This is a genomic window from Terrimonas sp. (assembly GCF_003075435.1).
Classification (GTDB): Bacteria; Bacteroidota; Bacteroidia; order Chitinophagales; family Chitinophagaceae; genus Agriterribacter.
Genome location: NZ_QCZJ01000003.1, coordinates 172,457 through 193,909, shown reverse-complemented (window position 1 = coordinate 193,909; position 21,453 = coordinate 172,457). Strand labels below are relative to the sequence as shown.

The 21,453-nt window shown below is 39.1% G+C and carries 16 protein-coding genes; 7 read left to right on the top strand and 9 right to left on the bottom strand.

The genetic code is table 11. The annotated features are described in order from the left end of the window. The first annotated feature begins 56 nt into the window (after positions 1-56). The 4 genes from DC498_RS05490 (at position 57) to DC498_RS05475 (ending at position 5,443) form a co-directional block, all read left to right on the top strand. Positions 57-3,332, top strand: a complete 3,276-nt coding sequence (locus tag DC498_RS05490; RefSeq protein WP_116873138.1) for an efflux RND transporter permease subunit — start codon at positions 57-59, stop codon at positions 3,330-3,332. 32 nt (positions 3,333-3,364) lie between these two features. Beyond that, a complete protein-coding gene (locus DC498_RS05485; RefSeq protein ID WP_240627873.1) occupies positions 3,365-4,507 on the top strand; it encodes an efflux RND transporter periplasmic adaptor subunit in 1,143 nt (380 codons plus the stop codon). Between the two features lie 140 nt (positions 4,508-4,647). Further along, positions 4,648-5,148 (top strand): hypothetical protein, encoded by a 501-nt coding sequence (locus DC498_RS05480; RefSeq protein WP_116873136.1) that lies wholly within the window; start codon positions 4,648-4,650, stop codon positions 5,146-5,148. Positions 5,149-5,170: 22 nt separating this feature from the next. Next, positions 5,171-5,443 (top strand): hypothetical protein, encoded by a 273-nt coding sequence (locus DC498_RS05475; protein WP_116873135.1) that lies wholly within the window; start codon positions 5,171-5,173, stop codon positions 5,441-5,443. Between the two features lie 124 nt (positions 5,444-5,567). Here DC498_RS05475 and truA read toward each other — a convergent pair whose 3' ends face one another. Next, positions 5,568-6,314 (bottom strand): tRNA pseudouridine(38-40) synthase TruA, encoded by a 747-nt coding sequence (gene truA, locus DC498_RS05470; RefSeq protein ID WP_116873134.1) that lies wholly within the window; start codon positions 6,312-6,314, stop codon positions 5,568-5,570. Between the two features lie 46 nt (positions 6,315-6,360). Next, on the bottom strand, positions 6,361-7,596 hold the full coding sequence (locus tag DC498_RS05465) for a hypothetical protein (RefSeq protein WP_133176773.1): 1,236 nt from the start codon (positions 7,594-7,596) through the stop codon (positions 6,361-6,363). Positions 7,597-7,893: 297 nt separating this feature from the next. Between DC498_RS05465 and DC498_RS05460 the strand changes: the two genes are divergently transcribed. Next, positions 7,894-10,377: a M1 family metallopeptidase gene (locus tag DC498_RS05460; protein WP_240627871.1), complete on the top strand. Its 2,484-nt coding sequence runs from the start codon at positions 7,894-7,896 to the stop codon at positions 10,375-10,377. A gap of 60 nt (positions 10,378-10,437) precedes the next feature. Here the strand turns inward: DC498_RS05460 and DC498_RS05455 are convergent, their stop codons facing one another. Next, complete coding sequence (locus DC498_RS05455; protein ID WP_116873131.1) at positions 10,438-11,400, bottom strand: hypothetical protein; 963 nt, start codon at positions 11,398-11,400, stop codon at positions 10,438-10,440. A gap of 133 nt (positions 11,401-11,533) precedes the next feature. On the opposite strand from DC498_RS05455, the gene DC498_RS05450 reads away from it, so the two are divergent. Both DC498_RS05450 and DC498_RS05445 read left to right on the top strand, forming a co-directional pair. Then, complete coding sequence (locus tag DC498_RS05450; RefSeq protein WP_116873130.1) at positions 11,534-12,193, top strand: metal-dependent transcriptional regulator; 660 nt, start codon at positions 11,534-11,536, stop codon at positions 12,191-12,193. Then, complete coding sequence (locus DC498_RS05445; protein ID WP_116873129.1) at positions 12,186-14,075, top strand: Nramp family divalent metal transporter; 1,890 nt, start codon at positions 12,186-12,188, stop codon at positions 14,073-14,075. The genes DC498_RS05450 and DC498_RS05445 overlap by 8 nt, the downstream gene beginning before the upstream one ends. 165 nt (positions 14,076-14,240) lie before the next feature. Here DC498_RS05445 and DC498_RS26100 read toward each other — a convergent pair whose 3' ends face one another. The 6 genes from DC498_RS26100 to DC498_RS05420 all read right to left on the bottom strand — a co-directional run bounded on the left by DC498_RS26100 (position 14,241) and on the right by DC498_RS05420 (position 21,314). Beyond that, positions 14,241-14,384 carry a hypothetical protein gene (locus DC498_RS26100; RefSeq protein WP_165813760.1) on the bottom strand — a complete coding sequence of 48 codons (144 nt, stop codon included), beginning with the start codon at positions 14,382-14,384 and terminating at the stop codon, positions 14,241-14,243. Then, positions 14,365-17,196 carry a CHAT domain-containing protein gene (locus DC498_RS05440; RefSeq protein ID WP_116873128.1) on the bottom strand — a complete coding sequence of 944 codons (2,832 nt, stop codon included), beginning with the start codon at positions 17,194-17,196 and terminating at the stop codon, positions 14,365-14,367. The genes DC498_RS26100 and DC498_RS05440 overlap by 20 nt, the downstream gene beginning before the upstream one ends. 17 nt (positions 17,197-17,213) lie before the next feature. Further along, positions 17,214-18,728 carry a S8 family peptidase gene (locus DC498_RS05435; protein WP_116873127.1) on the bottom strand — a complete coding sequence of 505 codons (1,515 nt, stop codon included), beginning with the start codon at positions 18,726-18,728 and terminating at the stop codon, positions 17,214-17,216. 224 nt (positions 18,729-18,952) lie between these two features. Further along, positions 18,953-19,720 (bottom strand): tetratricopeptide repeat protein, encoded by a 768-nt coding sequence (locus tag DC498_RS05430; protein WP_116873126.1) that lies wholly within the window; start codon positions 19,718-19,720, stop codon positions 18,953-18,955. 4 nt (positions 19,721-19,724) lie between these two features. Beyond that, positions 19,725-20,300: an RNA polymerase sigma factor gene (locus DC498_RS05425; protein WP_116873125.1), complete on the bottom strand. Its 576-nt coding sequence runs from the start codon at positions 20,298-20,300 to the stop codon at positions 19,725-19,727. A 402-nt stretch (positions 20,301-20,702) separates the two neighbouring features. Beyond that, positions 20,703-21,314 (bottom strand): fumarylacetoacetate hydrolase family protein, encoded by a 612-nt coding sequence (locus DC498_RS05420; RefSeq protein ID WP_116873124.1) that lies wholly within the window; start codon positions 21,312-21,314, stop codon positions 20,703-20,705. Positions 21,315-21,453 lie beyond the last annotated feature (139 nt).

The following is a 21,453-nucleotide window of genomic DNA, read 5'->3' as shown; positions in this document are numbered from 1 at the left end:
TGTGAGAATGTGGGGAAAAGGAGAGACAGGCTTTTTATTTCGCTAATAAAATTATTATGAACCTGATTCGATTTGCACTACGTAAACCTATTACCATTCTTGTGCTGGTAGCCGGCTTACTTTTTTTTGGCATTAAGGCGGTCAACAATATTAAGATAGACATCTTTCCTAAACTTGATATGCCGGTGATATATGTATCTCACCCTTTCGGAGGTTATACACCTGTGCAGATGGAGAGTTTTTTCGCCAAACAGTATATCAACATCTTCCTGTATGTAAATGGTATAAGATCTATTGAAACAAAAAATATACAGGGGCTTACTTTCATGAAAATAAGTTTTTACCCCGGCACTAATATGGCGCAGGCCGCCGCTGAGGTAAGCGCTTTTTCAAACCGCATACAGGCAGTATTTCCACCCGGTTCAAATCCGCCGTTTATTATCCGTTTTGATGCCTCTACTTTACCTGTTGGCCAGCTGGTGCTGAGCAGTGAAAGGCACAGCAATAATGAACTACTCGATCTTGCCAACACTTATGTCCGCTCTTCATTTACATCTATACCAGGCATTGTATCTTCTCCGCCATTTGGCGGTAATGTGCGCACCATTGTAGTGAAGGCAGACCCGGAATTGCTGCGCATACATAATATGACACCTGATCAACTGGTGGAAGCAATCCGCATTAATAATCAAACATCGCCTTCGGGTAATGTACGTGTAGGAGATAAAAATTATATCACGCCAATCAATACGGCAATTACCAATGTAAAAGATTTTGAAAATATACCCCTCTTTAAAAATGGTGTCCAAAATCTATATTTAAGAGATGTAGCAACGGTTGAGGACGGTGCTGACAGAACAGTAGGCTATGCGCTGGTTAACGGCAAGCGCTCTGTTTATTTAAGCATTGCGAAAAATGCCGATGCTTCTACCTGGGAAGTGGTGCAGAATTTAAAAAGCTATATTCCCCAAATGCAGGCGCAATTGCCGGAAGGTGTTGAGTTGAAATATGAATTTGATCAGTCGGTATATGTGATGAACTCCGTGAAGAGCCTGCTGTCGGAAGGTGCTATCGGTGCGATACTTACAGGATTAATGGTCTTATTGTTCCTGGGCGATGCAAGAGGCGCATTGATCGTTATTCTTACCATACCTGCTTCTGTAATTTCTTCTGTATTATTTCTTAACTTATTCGGGCATACGATCAATATAATGACGCTCAGCGGTCTTGCGCTGGCCATTGGTATACTGGTAGATGAAAGTACGGTAACCATTGAAAACATTCACCAGCATCTCGATATGGGCAAGCCAAAAGCGCTGGCTATTTGGGATGCCTGTAAAGAAATTGCTTTCCCGAAGCTGCTGATATTGTTTTGTATTCTCGCGGTATTTGCGCCTGCGTTTACAATGGGCGGCATACCGGGATCGTTGTTCCTTCCTTTAGCATTAGCTATTGGCTTTAGTATGATCGTTTCCTATTTTCTTGCACAAACATTTGTGCCGGTAATGGCTAACTGGATAATGAAAGTAAAGCATCACAAAAAAGCAGATGGCAGCAACATGACAGACGCGGAAGAATTTGCTGCAAGCGGGCTGAGTACAGAGGGGGAGCATAATACCTGGGATCAGAAAGCAGTGTTGCTTCAAAGAGCAGATAGCAACAGGGATGGTAAAGTAAGCATGTTTGAAAAAGTGCGGACCAGGTATTTACGCTTTATTGAAAGGATGATGCCTTACAGAAAAGTAATTGTTACAAGTTATTTACTGGTAATAAGTGCTATTGCCGCTTATTTTCTTTTGCAGATAGGGCGCGATGTATTACCCAAAGTAAATGGCAGCCAGTTCCAGGTAAGGTTGCGGACAGAAGAAGGAACAAGAATTGAGCGTACTGAAGACATGACCATCAAACTCACCAACGCGGTATTTGATATTGTGGGAAAGAAAAATGTATCCATCACCTCTGCTTATGTTGGAATGCATCCGCAATTATTTTCAACCAGCCCGTTGTTTCTGTGGATGGCAGGCCCACATGAAGCCGTTTTACAGGTAGCGTTAAAGAGCGAATATAAAACCGACCTTGATGCATTAAAAGATAATATACGTAAGAAAGCCGCGGAGATACTTCCCGGTGTAAAATTATCTTTTGAGCCCATTGAGCTAACAGATAAAATATTAAGCCAGGGCTCTCCCACGCCTGTAGAAGTAAGGTTTTCAGGCAGGGATAAAAAAGTAAATGAGGAGTATGCTAAAAAGCTGGTGCCCTTGTTACAAAAGATACCCTACCTGCGTGACGTGCAGATCGGGCAATCTACCAATTACCCGGCTATAAACATTAATGTAGACAGGATACGGGCAGCGCAGCTTGGCGTTGATATGTCTGATGTTGCAAAATCAGTTACACCGTCTACGTCTTCCTCAAGGTTTACGGATAAAAATATCTGGACAGATATTAAATCAAACACCAGTTATAGCGTGCAGGTGGAAATACCTGAAAATAAAATGCGCTCTCAAAATGATATTGGCGAAATAGCGCTGCAAAGAAACGCGTCGCGACCAGTATTGAGCGATATAGCGGATATAAAAGCAAGCTCCACTTATGGTGAAACAGATAATATCGGTTCAATGCCGGCACTAACGGTTACGGCTAACCTGAATAACGCAGATTTAGGCAGCGCTACAAAAGATGTAGAACAGGCCATTGAATCCCTGGGCAAATTACCCAGGGGACTAAATGTTGAAATGATTGGATTAAGCAAAACGCTTACCGACACACTCGACAGCCTGCAGAATGGGTTGATCGTTGCAATTGTTGTTATCTTTTTAATGCTTGCGGCCAACTTTCAGTCGTTTAAAGTTTCAGCGATAGTATTATCAACCGTGCCTGCTGTGCTGCTTGGGTCATTAGCCTTGTTGCTTGCAACAGGTTCCACACTCAACCTGCAATCATACATGGGTATCATTATGAGTGTGGGCGTTTCTATTTCAAACGCGGTATTGCTTATTACCAATGCAGAGGAACTGCGTAAGCACAATGCTGATGCAAAACTATCTGCCAGTGAAGCCGCGGCGCTTCGTATGCGCCCCATCGTAATGACTGCACTTGCAATGGTGGTAGGTATGATACCAATGGCCGCGGGTTTAGGTGAAGCTGGCGACCAGGCTTCGCCTTTGGGCAGAGCCGTAATAGGAGGTTTGGTTGCTTCCACCTTTGCTGCATTGTTTATTTTACCACTGGCTTTTGCATGGGGCCAGGGTAAGGCGTCAACACAGAGTGTGTCGCTTGACCCCGAAGATGAAGAAAGTATACATTATGTACCAACAAATCATTTATGAGCGTAAAGCTCAACCATAAATTACCCGGAGTAATGAACAAAGTGAACATCAAAAAAAGAAAGACGTTAATGACCAGAACAATATTGTTTGTAAACATCACATTGCTGGCGGCTACAATGCTGCAGAGCTGCCATAGCTCATCAAAAGAAGAGCAACCGGAAAGCGACCCTACAGCCAAAGCGCCTGCATATAAGGTAACAGCTGTTGAAAAAGGCAGGTTGTCTTCCACGCTTGAAATACCGGGAGAATTAGTGGCTTTTCAGCAGGTTGATCTTTATTCAAAAGTGAACAGCTTTGTAAAAAAGATGTATGTTGATGTGGGTTCGGAAGTAAAAGCCGGGCAGTTGCTGGCAACAATGGAAGCGCCAGAAATAAATTCGCAGCTTACCGGTGCGGAATCGAGATTGAAATCGGTTGAGGCGTTATATACCGCCAGCAAAGCATATTACAACAGGTTGCTGGAAACCAGTAAAACGCCGGGTACCATTTCACCTGCCGACCTTGATGCCGCGTTAGCCAAACAGAACTCAGATTATGCCCAATTGGAAGCGGCGAAAGCAGCTTACCGCGAAATAACAGATAATAAAAACTATCTTGAAATACGCGCCCCTTTCAGCGGTGTGATCAGTGCGAGAAATGTAAGCGCGGGTGCCTATGTAGGACCATCAGGCAAGGGCTCCGAATTACCGGTATTTATATTGCAGGAACAGAAACATTTACGGTTAGTGGTTGCAGTTCCCGAAGCGTATACAGGCTATCTTTCCAGTGGCAGTGAAGTTGATTTTACGGTAAAATCTTTCCCGGGCAAATCATTTAAAGCAAAAGTAACACGTATGGCGGGAGTGCTGGATAACCGCCTTCGCTCTGAACGTGTTGAAATGGATGTAATAAATACAGATAAAAAATTACTGCCCGGCATGGTAGCTGAAATTAAGCTCACTCTGCCTGCAAAAGACAGTACTTTCATTGTTCCGCAATCAGCTGTTGTAAACTCACCCGAAAGAATTTTTGTAGTAAAGGTTAATAATGGCAAAGCGGAATGGGTAACAGTTCATAAAGGTCGTGAATCTGATGGCAAAGCCGAAGTATACGGTGATCTGAATGTCGGGGACATTCTTGTTGAGAAAGCTACAGAAGAGATCAGGAACGGATCTGCGATTGATGTAGCGAAGTAGCTATTGGAAGATTGAAATTGTATTTGATTAAAGAAACAGTGAAGCGAAGAGAAAAAAATGAGAATACAGGATACACTGATTTTTGGGAGAGGGAAATGGCGGGTATATTTATAAGTTGAACCAACATTTAATCAGCACGCATGAACAAAATCCTTTTGACATTTCTTTTTGGACTTCTTTTAAGTTCATGTGCCGACATTATTCCGGAGCCTCATTCGCTCAAATATCAAGATAAAGAATTTAATGACCTGGCAAATTTCATTCTTGACCAAAAAGACATCTATGAGATGGATGACTTCACACGACACTATAAAAGACTAAATGGAGCTTCAATAAAATTAAACGACAAAGAAGGCAACCAAAATGCACAATTCTTATATATAGTTGAAGACTCACTAAGGCTCGACACGAAAAAAATTTCAGCATTAAGAATAAAATTAGAAGACACAAAACTTCGTGACTTTATAAAATCAGGCGACACAATTCTTTTTACAGTTGATGGCTTTCTTGATAATTCATGGGGGTTTATGTATTCCAAAGGTGGGCTCAAAATGGACACCATCCGGTTTGATTTTAAAGGAAATTCCATAAAGTTTGTAGAGGACATTAATAAGAATTGGAAGAGAACTGCAATTCATTAAATGAATGTCAAAACAATAAAAATTGAAAAATACAATTGACAGCCCAATATTTCACGCTGGATTTTATTTATTGGGCTTTATGCTATTGTTCTTTTCTCATAAAATAGCGCCAACGAATTTGGCTGCACCTGGACTTGATATACCAGTGTTGTTCCTGCTGTTCATTTCAATGCTTTATTTATTCATTAGGGCTTTGGTGAAAAAGAAAATAACAGTATTGTTAAAGATCACTATCACAATTGTTCATATTTTAGGGGTAGCTGTAATAATCTGGAGAGTAAATCAACCTTCCTGACAATATTTTTAACACAAAATGAAATTTTAACTGCCTTTGTTAAGGGCAACCATTTCTCAAATTGACAATTCCCCGGATCTATACACTTTTACGCCCGGCACGCACAAAAAATACCCAATAACACTCATCTCTTCCAAACCCTTTCCGGGTAATTTACCTGCACCAAAAACAAACCATGCCCAGGTACGGCAAAATCCGCTTTTGTACAGTCGCGGCTTTCAATGATCTTTTTAAAATCATCAATAGTGATTTTTTCTCTTGCTACCTGCAGCATGGTGCCGGTTAAACCTCTTACCATGCCACGCAAAAAACGGTTGGCTTTTACATGATAAACCAGGCAATCATCTTCTTTTACCCACCGGCTTTCCAGCACCTGGCAAATAAATGTTTTTACCTGTGTATTGCGTTTTGAAAAACTGGTAAAATCAGTATAGTTCAAAATAGTTGCCGCTGCCTCATGCAGTTTTTCTTCATCAATGCTATAAGGAAAGAAATAAGAACGATCGGTTATAAAGGGATTTTTTTTCCTGCTTACGTAATATTTATACTCCCTGCTTTCCGCATCAAAGCGGCAATGGGCTTCATTGTTAACCTGCAGTATATTTTTAATAGCAATATCCCGTGGTAGCAGTGCATTCAGGTTATAAATATTTTTTTGCTGAATAAAGAACGGAACATCCGCATGAAAATAGTTTTGCAATGCATGCACGCCCGCATCTGTACGCGAAGAACCCGTAAGCGGTATTTGTTCCTTATAAAAAACAGCCAATGCTTTTTGCACTTCAGATTGTATGGTCAATACATTATCCTGCACCTGGAAACCGGCATAGTTATTTCCTTTATAGGCAACTTCAATAAAATAACGGGGCATTAGTATGTTCTGTTAATTGAATGCGGCAAATCTAAACAATCTGCAATTATGGAGTTGCAGGTATTAATATGCGGATGGTGTCTTTGGTACCGTCTGTAAGCTCATCTATATAAATCAATTCCATGCCATCGTTGCTTTTCCGCTGCAGCGTTCTTTTAATATTAGATGACCTGACAATAGATTTCTTCTCAACCGGCACCCATGTTCCGGGCGGTGTGCTGGTTGCAGGTGGTTGTGTTTTTGCAATATTACTATCCTGCTTTGTTACAGGAGCAGTTGTTTTTGGAATGGCATTACTATCTGATTTTACAATTATTTTCTCTTCCTTCTTTACTTCAGGTTTTTTATCCGTTGTCACCAGTGCCATGCTGTCTGCACCTTTCTCTACGGTTTTAACTATTTCGCTGCTATCCATTTTAACCGGCACTTTCTCTTCTTTTTTTGTCACAGAAGCGACCAACGCATTAACCGTGTCTTTTTTAGTAGGCTTAACAGTCAAGCTGCTGTCCGGTTTAAGTACAGGCTTAATTTCTTTCTTATCTGTATCTGCTTTCACAATAGCATTGCTATCAGCTTTCTTACTTATTGTTTCTTCCTTTACTTCCGCTTTTTTATTGTCTGATGCAGCCAAAGCATTAATGGAATCCTTATCGGCTTTTACTGCAGCAGCAAGGCTATCCTTTTTAACTGAAGGCTGATCTTCTTTCTTTACTTCAGGTTGCTTATCCGTTAAGGCTACCAATGCATTTGCAGAATCTTTTTTAACTGCTTTTGCAATATTATTGAAAGGGTCGCCGGGTTTGGGAATAATAACAGGTTGCTGCCTGATGGTGGGGTCGTTTACTACCTGGGCAAGCATAGCAGAAAATGGATCATCACTAACTACACCTGTTGCTTTTTTTTCCTGCCTGGCAGTTTGTGTTGTATTTGCTGCCTCCACTTTTATGCCGGCAACATTTTTCCCCTGCTTCAGTGTGCTGAGTTCAATTGCTTTACTATCGGATGTTCTTAAAATATACGCCTGGTCGGTTTCGGCGGTAACACAAGTAAATTTCCATTCCACCCCTGTCTTTTCAGGAAACCCGACCAGGAATTCGCAGGAACCACCCGATAAATTGGATAAAATAAGGTCCCCATTACCGGAAGATTCCAAAACCCGTGAACCATGTTTAACGTAAAAAGGCTGATTATCTTCCGACTGAATGTATATATAATAATTTCCCTGCGCCCATAGCTGGAACATCATCATATTAATGAACAAAGTGAATATCCACTTCTGCATTACAGGGGAATTATGTTATGAAACAAAACTATCATGCTGCAAAACTACTTTAAAACAACTTTAGCATGCCATTCATATAAAAAAACTATTATTTACCGGCGCAAAAGTATTTTTGCACTCTATAAATCGTAAGAAATATTGCTATTATTGTGTTATAAAGTGTTGACTAACAAATTATTTATCGCTTGTACTCAATTTTACTGTTTTTTCGTTTAACATAGGCTACAGAATTGACTATGTTTAATAACAATTTTGCTGCTTATGAAGGTCACCAATTAAAAAATAAAATCAAATAGTGTGAGAAACATTTTAAGACTACTTGTTATCCTGATGCTTCCTGTTGTTGTTTTTGCGCAATCAGCAACAGATTCTGTTTACCAGGCTGTTCCGGAAAAAATCAATGATCTTGTTCATACCAAGCTTGAAGCAAGGTTTGATTACGAAAAATCATATATGTATGGCAAAGTATGGATAACACTTACGCCCCATTTTTACAGTGTGGACTCGGTTACCCTTGACGCTAAGGGCATGGATATTAAAGCTGTAGGCATAGTTAAAGGAACAGTAACCGCCCCGGCAAAATATACATACGATGGTCAGAAGCTATATATAAAGCTGGATAAAGCATACCAGAGAGGGCAACAATACAAAGTATATATAGCCTATACTGCCAAGCCCGAAGAGCTGGAAAAAGGTGGCGGCAGCGCGGCTATAAAAGATAACAAGGGAATCTATTTTATTAACCCAAAAGGCGAGGATAAAGATAAACCAACCCAGATATGGACGCAGGGAGAAACGGAAAGCACTTCTGTATGGTGTCCTACCATTGATAAGCCAAACCAGAAATGTACACAGGAATTTTTTCTTATTGTGCCTTCAAAATATGTCAGTCTGAGTAATGGCAAACTGCTTCAGCAGCAAAAAAATGCTGACGGTACCAGAACAGATTACTGGAAAATGGATTTGCCTCACTCTCCTTATTTATTTTTTATCGGTATAGGTGATTATGCAATAGTTAAGGATATGTATAAGGGCAAAGAAGTAAGTTATTATGTTGAGAAAGAATATGCTGCTGTAGCAAAAAAGATATTTGGCAATACACCTGAAATGATTTCCTTCTTTGAGAAATTAACCGGTGTAAATTATCCCTGGCCAAAATATGCGCAGATGACCGCGAGAGATTATGTAAGCGGTGCGATGGAAAACACTACCGCAACCCTTCACCAGGAAAGTGCACAGCAGGATTCCCGCCAGTTACTTGATGGCAATGAATGGGAGTCAACTATTGCACATGAGCTTTTTCACCACTGGTTTGGAGATTATGTTACGGCAAAAAGCTGGAGCAATTTAACAGTAAACGAATCCTTCGCTAATTTCAGCCAGGTACTTTGGGATGAATATAAATATGGAAAAGACGCAGGAGACGCTGAGAATTACGAAAACATGCAGCAATATCTTCACAGTGCTGCAGATGCCAGAAAAGACCTGGTTCGCTTTTACTATAAAGACAAGGAAGATATGTTTGACCTGGTAAGCTACCAGAAAGGCGGCAGGATATTAAATATGCTGCGGAATTTTTTAGGAGAGGAAGCTTTTTACAAAGGATTGAATCTTTATCTGAATACCTACAAATTCGGCAATGCTGATGCTAACCAATTACGCCTTGCATTTGAAGAAATCAGTGGAAAAGACCTGAACTGGTTTTTTAATCAATGGTATTTCAGTAACGGGCACCCTAAATTAAATATTACGTATTCATACGATAGCGGTAATAAAACCGCGACGGTAAATGTTAAGCAAACACAATCTAATCCTGCATTTACCCTGCCTGTTGCCATTGACATTTATGCAGATGGCAAAAAAGTACGTCATGATGTTTGGGTTACAGAAAAAGATCAAACATTTACTTTTCCTTCAGTGTCTCAGCCAGATCTTATAAATTTTGATGGTGATAAAATACTGCTAAGTGAAAAAACAGAAGCGGGAAAATCTTTGGCCAATTATATTTTCCAGTATAAAAATGCCGGTGCTTATGTGGATAGAAGAGAAGCTATTGCTGCCTGCGCGGCTGCTCAGGATAGCGCTGCTGCTATAGAGCTTTTGAAAACAGCGTTGAGAGACAAGTATTTTGGATTAAGGTCTTTTGCCATTAACTCACTTGATTTAAAAAAAGATGCAGTAAAACAGGCTGTTGAAACAACCATATTTGATTTGGCCAAAGGAGATGTAAAGCCTACCGTAAAAGCAGACGCTTTGATGGCATTAGGTGCATACGACAAGCAAATATATACCGACATGATCCGCAGAAGCGTGAATGATTCTTCTTATAGTGTTGCAGGTGCGGCATTAACCGTTTTATCAAATATAGATAGCGCGGCAGCATACAGCGACGCGAAGAGACTTTCCCAATCAACAGCAAAAGGAAAACTTTCTCAGGCTATATCCAATGCATTTACAATGGCAGGCAGAGAAGAAGATGTGGATTACGTAATGAATTTATACAACAAGCTTCCGCTGAGTGATGAAAAATTCGAGCTTTCACAAATGATCGCTTATTATGCTATACAATTAAAAAATACTGATAAGGTGAAAAAGATAGTAGACGGGTTGGTATCTTTCAGGGAAGATCTTCCTTCTATATATAAAAATAATCTTGCTCCTTACATCAATAATGTATTGCTAAAGTCTATTGCCAATCAAAAAATGGCATTGAAAAATGTTTCTCCTGATGCGGCTGCACTGCAGCAGCAGATTGATTATATAAATGAAAAGATCAAATAGGCTATTAATAAATAAAGGCTGCCGGAAACGACAGCCTTTATTTTTATAGAACTGCATAAATTATTTTTTCTTTTTGGTTGCCGCCGCTGGTTCTTTTTTCTTTACATAAGTGCCGTCAAAAGCGCATTTAATGCCCCGGTAATTGCCGCAGGCCTGTACTTCGCTGAGTGTAACTTTATTCCCTGAAAAGCTAAGCTGCAATATACAGGGATCTCCAACCTGCCGGAACTGGGCTATATTAGGCTTAATAAATACAGCTTCGCCCTTAAGTTCACCGGTACATTCATCTTTCCCTTTTTCAAAGTGTATGAAAAAGAGTAATCTCTTTTCATTACGTCCATCCCTGACCGAAACAAAATTTTTCTTATTTAAAATATAGTCCCCGGATAGCTTATGTTTTTTTGCAAAAGTGTCAATAGGATTATACACTTCTTTGGGAATCACCACTTCATTCGATTCAATTTTTATTAAAGTGAATACACCCACGTTATTGTACACATAAGCATTCAGCTTATATAGATTTTGTCCATTAGGCGCTTTACGTCTTTCCGAAGTAGTGATCGTTAATTTTTTATCTATATTTCCTGTAACTGACTTGTTCCGGTCTGGATTATTTCTAACCAGCGGCATCGCTGCCTTAAAAATATTATCCTTATCAAAGCAAAGAATATAGCCTACCTGTTTTTCTGCGGTAGCAGCTTTAACCAAAACATAGGTTTCTTTATCCTTGTCAGAAATCTTTCCCAGAGCATATAGTTTGGGAGAAACTTTCTGGGTATAGTCGTTTTTTAATACAGAGTCAGGAATGAATTGCTTAAAAATCTTTTCGCTGATAAGCAAAGAATCCGGCAGCTTTTTATTGATCTGGGTATCTGCAATATTATACGGCAAAGAAACCTCCTGGAAGAATCCAATAAAGTCTTCAACGGTTACAGGTTCCTCTCCTGATAAATCCTTTTTCTTGCTCTTGCAGGCTGTAAAACATACCAATAATACCAGGCAAATGCCTATTAATTTTTGCATAAAGCGATGTTTCGGGTGTAAAATATCAATTTTTTGTTATTGATGTTCTGATAAGGCAAAACAAATACCAATCACAAAATTTTGATTATTAAAAATTATTTTTTAGGTTTGTCTAAAAATAAATTTAGCTAAAGTGAACTATTCAGTAAGTGAGGAGAATTATATAAAAGCTATTTACAACCTAAATGGCAATAAACAACCGGTAAGTACAAATGCGCTGGCAGAAACTTTGGATACGAAACCCGCATCAGTTACAGATATGCTGAAAAAGCTGAAGGCGAAAAAACTGATCGTTTATCAACCATACCAGGGATGCAGGCTCAGTGCAGAAGGCGTGAAAGTAGCCTTAAATATTGTACGAAGGCATCGCTTATGGGAATATTTTCTTGCAGAAAAATTAAAATTTGAATGGAATGAGGTGCATGCGGTTGCTGAAGAATTAGAACATGTAAGCAGTCCAAAACTTATTGAGCGCCTGGATGAGTATCTTGGCTTTCCCAGGTTTGACCCACATGGAGATCCTATACCTGATCATGAAGGCAAAATGCAAACGCTTAAGCAGGTAAAGCTTACCCAGCTTCCCCTTCATACACCGGCTAAAGTAAGCGGGCTTACTGACCAATCAACTGATATGCTGGAATTGCTGAGGCACAGGAGAATCAGTATTGGTACGGCTGTAGAAATAAATAGAAAATTCGGTTTTGATCATTCCGTTGAAATTAAAATTCAGGATAACCCATTATTCATTATAAGTGAGCAGGCGGCTCAGCATATTTTAGTACATCATGAATAGCAACATACATTCAGACGCATCTTTAAGTGAAGTACATGGCAGTATAGATACTACTGCTACGCAAAATAAACCCTGGTGGAAACGTATGCTGGCATTTATCGGTCCTGCATATCTTGTTGGTGTAGGTTATATGGACCCCGGCAACTGGGCGACAGACCTTGCAGGCGGCAGCAAATTTGGCTATACCCTGATATGGGTTTTGCTGATGAGTAACCTGATGGCGCTGCTATTGCAAAGTTTATCTGCAAGACTCGGCATAGTAAGAGGCCGCGATTTAGCCCAGGCTAACAGGGAGACATACCCGAAACGGGTCAACTTTATACTATACATCCTGGCAGAAATTGCAATTGCCGCTACGGACCTTGCCGAAGTGCTGGGAATGGCTATCGGGCTTCACCTGCTAACAGGCATTCCATTAATATGGGGTGTTTGCATAACAGTGCTGGATACTTTTTTACTATTGTTTTTGCAGAGAATGGGTATGAGGGTGATGGAGGCATTTATCATTACACTGGTTGGCATCATCAGTATTTCATTCTTAATAGAAATCGTACTTGCCAAACCAAACCTGGCTGAAGTTGCTACAGGCTTTGTGCCGCGCATTCCCAATAGCGAGGCATTATACATTGCTATTGGTATTATCGGCGCCACTGTTATGCCGCATAACTTATACCTGCATTCGTCATTAGTGCAAACCCGGAAAATTAAGCGGGATGAAAAAAGCATAAAGTATGCTTTAAAGATGAGTGTTATTGATAGTACCATTGCACTCAACCTGGCATTTTTGGTAAATGCGGCCATACTGGTTTTAGCTGCTGCAACTTTTTTTAAATCAGGCAGAACAGAAGTAGCGCAACTGGAAGAAGCGCACCAGTTATTATCCCCTTTGCTTGGTACAAACCTGGCGTCTACCTTATTTGCTATTGCACTCATTGCGGCCGGGCAAAGCTCCACCGTTACAGGTACGCTGGCCGGACAGATTGTAATGGAAGGATACTTGCGGTTACGTATTAACCCGCTGCTGCGACGTTTAATTACAAGATTAATAGCTATTGTGCCGGCGCTGATTGTTATAAGCATATACGGTGATAAAGAATTAGATGCATTGCTTATTCTCAGCCAGGTAATATTGAGTTTGCAGTTAGGCTTTGCCGTTATACCACTTATTCATTTTGTAAGTGATAAAAAAACAATGGGCGTATTTGCCATTAAGCCTGTAACCAAGGTTTTTGCATGGATAATTGCCGTATTGCTGGTATATCTTAATATAAGAATGGTTGGCGAAGAAGCCGTGGCGCTTTTTACAGGATCAGGCAATTGGTTCTGGAAGGTATTTATTATAGCCGCAGTTATTTTTTTTGTAGGATTATTATTGTATGTAAGCCTGCATCCCTTTTTCACAAAATACCAGAAGCGGTCTCCGGCTACAGTTCACCCTGAAGCTACAGGTAGCCTTGAACTATCCATTCCAACCTTTGAAAAAATTGGTATTGCGCTTGACTTTAGCGATAATGATAAAAAACTGATTTCTTATGCCATTGCCCAGGGTAATGCACATGCTACTTATGTATTGATGCACGTGGTAGAAAGCGTTTCAGCAAAAATGCTGAAGCATGAAAGCGATGATTTTGAAACCAAGGAAGACAAAAAGCGGCTGGAGCATTATAAAAACATGCTTGCCGAAGCCGGCTATAAGGCAGAAACACAGATTGGATTTGATAAGCGCTCAGATGAAATAGTAAGAATGGCAAAAGAAACCAATTGCGAAATGCTGGTTATGGGCGCTCACGGGCACAAAGGCGTTGAAGATTTTATTCATGGCGAAACCGTAGACGCAGTAAGGCACCGGATTAAAATACCTGTGCTGATCGTGAATGTTTAAAAGGTAACATATTTACCCCGGCTGGATATACATACAAGCACAGTATTCTGTTTATATTATTTTCTTCCGGGTTGTCCTCTTTAATGCTCTCAAAGCACAAGTATCAGTAGCATATAACCTCATGTGCGGCTACTACTTGTGCTTTTATTTTTATGATGGGTATGATCAGGTAATTTTAGCTCCGGATTTGGAGCTGCTTCCGCCTTTTGCTACACTGCGGGTTGTTGATTTTACAGCTTTAGCTGTTTTTTTTGTACCCTTCTTTAACTGTCCTGAAATTGTATTTTTCTTAGTGCCTGCTTTTTTCATGACGATTGATTGTTTTTTTATTAAGGTAATATTTAATTATGAATAATAAAGCAATCACTCCGGTTGTGCCGATAATCCACCACAATATTTTATAAATAGATGATTGGGGTAAAAGCTTTACCGGATCACTTTTGCCAATTAAAATCATATTAGCCCAGTAATAAGGCAAAAGCTTTTCGTTACTGCTTCCTTCAATAAATTTCAATTTTGCCTGCCGTAATGCTTCGTCTTTCCTGAGTCCTTTAGAAATACATTCATTAAATATTTCTGATATCTGGTAAATGGCATATTCATCTGCTTTCCATAAAGTGGCGCTTACAGCCGGTATACCAGCTGAAGCAAATCCCCTGGCAAGACTATATATCCCTTCACCAGTTTCATTTCGCCCAACATTTGTTTGACAGGCACTTAAAATTACCAGTTGGGTTGCAGGATTGTTTAATAATTGAAGTTCTGAAAGGTTTATCATTGAATCATACATAAACATCACCGGCTCATTATTCAATGTATCAGCAAATGCGTGTGAAAACACACTTACTATATTATAACCCGCAATTTGATTAAGAAATGATTTTCTTGTAGCGGCATTTTGTTCCAATAATACCACACTATTGTAATAAGAAGCCGATTGTTGTAATGCAATTGCAGCATTTTTTAAATCAGGAAGCCTTAAACCTGTACTGTATGAAACAGGGGCAAAGCCAATAAAGTCAGCATTTGCATTACGGTTTGTTGTTTGCTTTAGCAGGAAAGAAGCTGAATATACATAACTGAATGTATAATCATACAACAAAAAAAATTTCCCGTTCTCCTCTTTACTCAATACTTCAAAAGGAATAAGCGTATTATCCTGTGATACGATCACCCGCCCCGGCGCTACCTGTAACTCTGCAAATAAAACATTATACAGTTTATAGGATAGTGCAGCGAAAGCATTGAAATTATTATTAAGCCTTTGCTTATCAGAGCACATATCCATAAACACTTTTAAATCGGCAGCACTAAACTGTTGCTGAGCCGCTTTCATAAGCTTTGCTCCGCTTGCAGTTATAGCAAGCGCATATAATATCGTATCCTCAAGAAAATAATGGATAAAGGTTTCATTATTCTTAGCCAATCTTTCCTGCAAGGCGTGCAGCGCAGGAATATCATCATCATACTTATACTTGTAATATGCAGGATACCTTTGCTCCAATGTTTTTATATATCGTTCAAATTCATCTTTTACCTGTAAAAAATTTAACTGGCGCCTGTTATAATCACTTCCGCCAACACCAACGCTATTCATCTGCATTTTTGCTTCCACCAGCCTGAACTTGAATTCCTGTTCTTTCTTACTTTCATGTTCAGGAAGAAGAATAGATGCTGCTGTTTCATTTAATTTATCATTCAATAAAACGGCCCTGCTTTTCTCCATAAAATAAAAAGCGTGCGGAATATCATTGGCCAGATAACATGCTTCAATAATATTTACAAAAAAATTCCTTGTCCTGTTTCGCCAGTAAAGCTTGCTACTTTCACCGGTTTGCTCATGCCTTGCCATTGTGACGGCAGAGTCCATTAATAATCCCGTGCTAATACAGGCATCCAGGTATTCTTTTTTTGTATCAGTTTTATATAAATGCAGCAACAATTCTGCCTTATTTCCCAGAATCACTAAAAGTAAATCTGTATTGGCAATAGTTCCAAGCTTTTGCAGAGATGGGTTTTCAAGAACTGACTTTTCATGTATGCCAAATATTTCCAGCGCCTTCGCATAATAGCGTTCACTCTGTTCATAGTCAATAGCCGAACCTTTCAGAAAGAAGACTTCTCCAAGGTTTGTATAGCCTTTACACATGCGCTCGGCATCATTCGCTTTATTTGCATATTGTATTGTCTTATTGTAACTATCAATCGCTTTATTATACTCTTTTCTTTTTAAATGAAAATTTCCTATATCAGTATAGTCATCTGCAATTTGCGCTAAATCACCATCTGCAATCCTGTATTTCAGCGCGGCGGAAAACGATTTAACTGCATTACTATATTGCTTCAGTTCAGCCTGAAGCAAGGCTCTTGTTTTTACCTCAGTAGCTAATTCATAATCGCTATTAATTATCTGTGCATATTTCCTTGCTGAATCAATGTCGGAAAATGCAAGACTTGTTTTATGTAAATAAAGATAAGATTGCGCTCTTTGATTATACAACGCGGCCAGCATACTTAACCTTGCCGATCCTTGTGCAATAAAAATACCTTTTGTGCAATCTTCAATACAACTTTGATAATCTCCTAACCTGAGATTTATTAAAACCTTATTGATATAACAAAGATCAGCTAAAGGATTCGACAATTTTTTATTGTCGTTATGTATGATGGCACTATCATAGTAGGTATAGGCCTTTTTATAGAATTTAATGGTTTCGTAATAAGTTGCAAGATTTACATAACTATTAATTGCAAAATAAGGGCTGCAGTTTCGGTTACCTGAATTGTTGATTTGAATAGCTTTAATGGTATTATCAATTGCCTCCTGCGTGGCAATCGCCTGGTTTAACTGAAATTGAAGAGCACCAATGCGGTGCAGTAACCTTGCATATACCGAGTCTGCGGGGAGATGGCTATTGTCAAATAATTGCTTCAATTTTTCACACCCGAATAGTTTTTCTGCTACAGAAAGCTGGTCATTATTTTCAATTGAAATAATGTTATTCCATATAGTTAACGATGATGCCTCCTGTGCTAATGCTTTGTAAGAACTAATACATAAAAGAAATATTGAGCCGCATATCAGCAGAAGATGGCTCCGGTATTTATATCGCTTCCTCATAAGAAAACTACGCAAAGTTATTTTCTTATTATCCTTAATCCTCTATCTTCAAATCCGCGGATAAGTTTACGTCCTTTAATCTTTGCAGCAACCTCATTTCCTCTTATCACTACTTTTCCGCTATTGATACTATTTAGCAACCCACGATCGGTTTGAAGAAAACGGCTTTCGGGAATCCTGAAAAGTATGTTGAATATACTATCCCTCACTGAAGGTGTGATAACAGCAGGCTCCTTCAATAAATGTTTATAGCTATAAAAATAAGCAGCCATTTTACCCGCTGCAATTGGAGCTGCAAATGATGAACCGGCTATTGTAGAATTACTATTGGGATTAATTGGATTAATAAAGCCAAAATGACTACTATCAATAAAATCAGCATCAACACCAAGCTGGACTATAGAAGCAGAAAAATTTTGATTTGGACTAACTATCCTGCCATTTCCCTGGTTACCAACAGTTGTTACAGGTATTACATTTGGTAAAGATGCAGCCAGTGATGCCGGGTAAAAATTTATTTCATCTAAACTCCTTATAGTACCATCATCGTCGGATTTATTTCCGGCAGCACAAATCAATAAAATATTTTTTTGTGTTAGATAAGAAGAAACAAAGTTCTTGAGTAATGCTGAATTAGTGGTATCGCTTATAGGTTCTCCGTCACGAAATTTGTTTTTAGATTCATAAAAGCCAAAACTTGCATTTATGATATCTGCACCGCTGTGACTTGCGTATGCAAGCCCGCACAAAATAGTATACAAATCTGCAAGCCCTTCCTTGCTAAATACTTTTACCGGCAATACATTCACTTTTGTTTTTTTATATTGTTCTACTTCATCAATAACAAATCTTGAAACTATTGTACCGTGCAACCCTTCATTGTCATCTCGCCAGTCATTACTCCATGAGAAAAAATTCCATCCATTTGTAGCACCCGAAATACATACATCCGGTACGTTGCTAATAATATACCCCTGCAACAATCCAGGTTCAATCCCCGTATCAAACACAGCCAGTGTTATGGAGTCCTGGTAATCATAGCCTGGATACTCCCTTTTGCCGGAAGAATCTTTTAGCAAAACATCAAAACCTATACTCTTGTTGGTAGTAAAATATAAGAGATCATTCTCTCCTGACAAAGTAGCTTTTGTTTTACTTCCGCTTCCACCCTTAGCTACTTCTCCATTAATAAACGCCTCTACCCCGCTTCCTTCCAGCATTAGTAAAGTAGAATCACAACTGCCGCAAACTGAAATGATTTTTAAGGCTGAATCTTTATGTCTGACAATTGCAGTATCAAGAAATGTATTGAACGCCTCCCTGCTTGTACCAGGCTTGATAAATACGATTAATTGTTTTTCGGGGGTGGGAGATAATACCGCGCCTTTTTGATCAGAAAGATAGGTTGTCCAGTCAGGAGGGTTTTTTGTTTGTTCAAAACAACCTTTACAGCCAAAAATCACAATAACCGGCAAAAGAAAAATGTATTTCAGCTTATGCAATAACGAAATACACTGTATGCTATCCCTCATAGAAGTTAATTTTATTTTGTACGATTGATATTATATAATACAAAACTCCTGTTTCAAACAAAACAGGAATTTACTTCATTCTGCAGGGAAGGGATATACCGGGTATTATTGAAAACCCGACAAGTACGGTTTCTCTTTTATGTTACACCTTTTTCGTCAAAAGGTCAGGCGACAGAAGTAAAAATTGCAATGTGATCTGTCTCTCACATCTTATCACTTACTTCTTACTTCCAATTCTTCAGCCAGTCTTCTGCTTTGGCGTTTCCTTCGGTCTTCTCATTTACCACCTGCTCCAGTATTTGTTTCGCTGCATCTTTATCGCCATCCTGATTTCTTTGTAATAATGTAAGCGCTTTCAGAAACAATCCATCATTACTGAACAAATGCTTTTTTGCAGCAAGCTCATCAAAACTTGATAATGCTTTATCATAATTTTTAGTAAGCAGGTATGCAAGTCCTTTATACTTCAATACATAATTATCTTCAGGATGATTTTTGTAAAGCCCATCAAATATCTGCAATGCTTTCTGGTAATCTTTATCATTATATGCTGCCATTCCCATCTGTAAAGAATCCTGAACACCATCCATTGTTAGGCTTAGATGCGTTAACTCTTCTTTTACATATTTATCTGCCAGTTGCACCGGGTTGTTTGAAGATTGAAAAAAAGCAAAATAAGCTGCGAGAATTAATACAAGCCCTGCCGCGGCAGCCATCGCCATTCGCACAAAGTCATTTTTCTTATGCATCTGAACTACCGGTGCCTCAGCTTTAAAGTACTTGTTGTTTAAATTTTGCAAAGTATGCTTCAAGGCCTGTTCCTGGTCCTTGTATTTTTCCGCATTTGCCATATCATTCTCAATCGTTCTGTACATATTGAACAGGGTATTAAGCTCCGCATCCGTTGACAATTCTTTTTCAAAGCGTATGCTTTCTTCGGGGGGCAGGTTTCCGCTCAGGTAGTTTTCAATCAACTCAATTCTGTTGTTCATAAGATTACCATTTCAATGAATTAAATTTAGGAGACTCTTTAACCATAGCTATCAACTTGGCCATACACTCGGATTTCTTTTTTCTTGCGTAGGCATAAGTAACATTTAATTTTTTTGCTACTTCATCCATTGATATGCCACTCCAACTCAGCCGTAACAGGTTTTTGCAACTTTCGCCCATCAGCGCCAGCTTTTCTGCCAGCAGGTTGCTGCGCTCCTGTTGTAAAACACAATCTTCCGCCTGCCTGAAGTTGTCTTCTCCTATATAATTAAATCCTTCAGTATCGGTATTTGTTACCTTTTGCGTCTTCCTTTTATTTAATATATTAAGCCATTTATTTTTACATATCAGGTACAAAAAAGCCTCTATAGGGCAGGTAAGCACAAAATCACCTGTTTTTGCTTTATTGTATATAGAAAGCAGTGCATCCTGGAAGATATCAGCGGCATCGGTTTCGCTGCCATTATTCTGAAGTATCATCCATTTTATTTTGCCCGAAAATTTTTCGTAAAGCTCTTTCAGTACTGTTGCATCGTTCTGCACCAATGCGGTTACATATTTCTGATCAGGATGTTGCATTTAGTCTGATATATTTATTCCAAAAAAGTTCTTCAAACAGGGGTAGCAAAATTCGGAAGGGCGGATATATAACTGTGAGTTATTAAAAACTACAGACAAAAAAAACCAAAATTTACGATATAGATGGAATATTTATTTAAACATACATAGAAATACAGGGGTTCTCATGCATACAGTTCCGGCAGATGTAGTGATATAACGGGTGCGTCACTATTATTTACGGAATAAAAACTGCCGCTTAAATCAGCGGCTTTTTTTATTGGCGGTGAGCTTTGAGCTGTCAGCAGTCAGTTATCAAAATGTTACAGGCTGTAAATTTTAGGCACAAGGCACACATCAGACTGTTGACCGACTGATAACCCACGGCTCATAGCTGACTGCTGACACCTGACTGCTGATAGCTTACTTAATCGACAATTCAAACATGCTTTCATCTTCCATAAAACCCTCCAGGTCATCACCAACCACACATTCGCCAACTCCGGCAGGCGTGCCTGTAAAGATAATATCGCCAATATTGAGTGAGAAATAATTGGAGATATAAGCAACAATATAATCGAAGCTGAATATCATTTGTCCTGAGTTGCCCTGCTGAACAAGCTCTTTATTTTTATAAAGGCAGAAGTTAATATTATTTTTCTTGGTTTCGGCAGTAATGTCAACCCATTTACCAATAACTGTTGAATTATCCCAGGCTTTTGCTTTTTCCCAGGGTAGTCCTTTTTCTTTCAATTCATCTTGAATATCCCTTGCTGTAAAATCAATGCCAACCGTTACTCCATTGTAATATTTGGAGGCATGTTTTTCCTGGATATATTTACCATTTTTGCTGATACGCAGCACCAGCTCTACTTCTGAGTGCAGTTCGTTAGTGAATTCGGGATAATAAAATGGTGTGTGGGGCTGAAGCAATGCGCTTTTAGGCTTCATAAAAATAACCGGTTCTAAAGGCACTTGATTTCCCAATTCCTTTGCATGATCTACATAATTACGGCCGATACAGAATATTTTCATACTTCAAAAGAGTTCACTAGGTTTAAATAAATTTATACCAAGGTTATGAACATTTGTTTCCAAAAGATCCGAGGTCTTATCACGGAAAGTGGATGGGGATTTTAACAATAAGTGAGACGCTAATTTAATGCAAACAAAT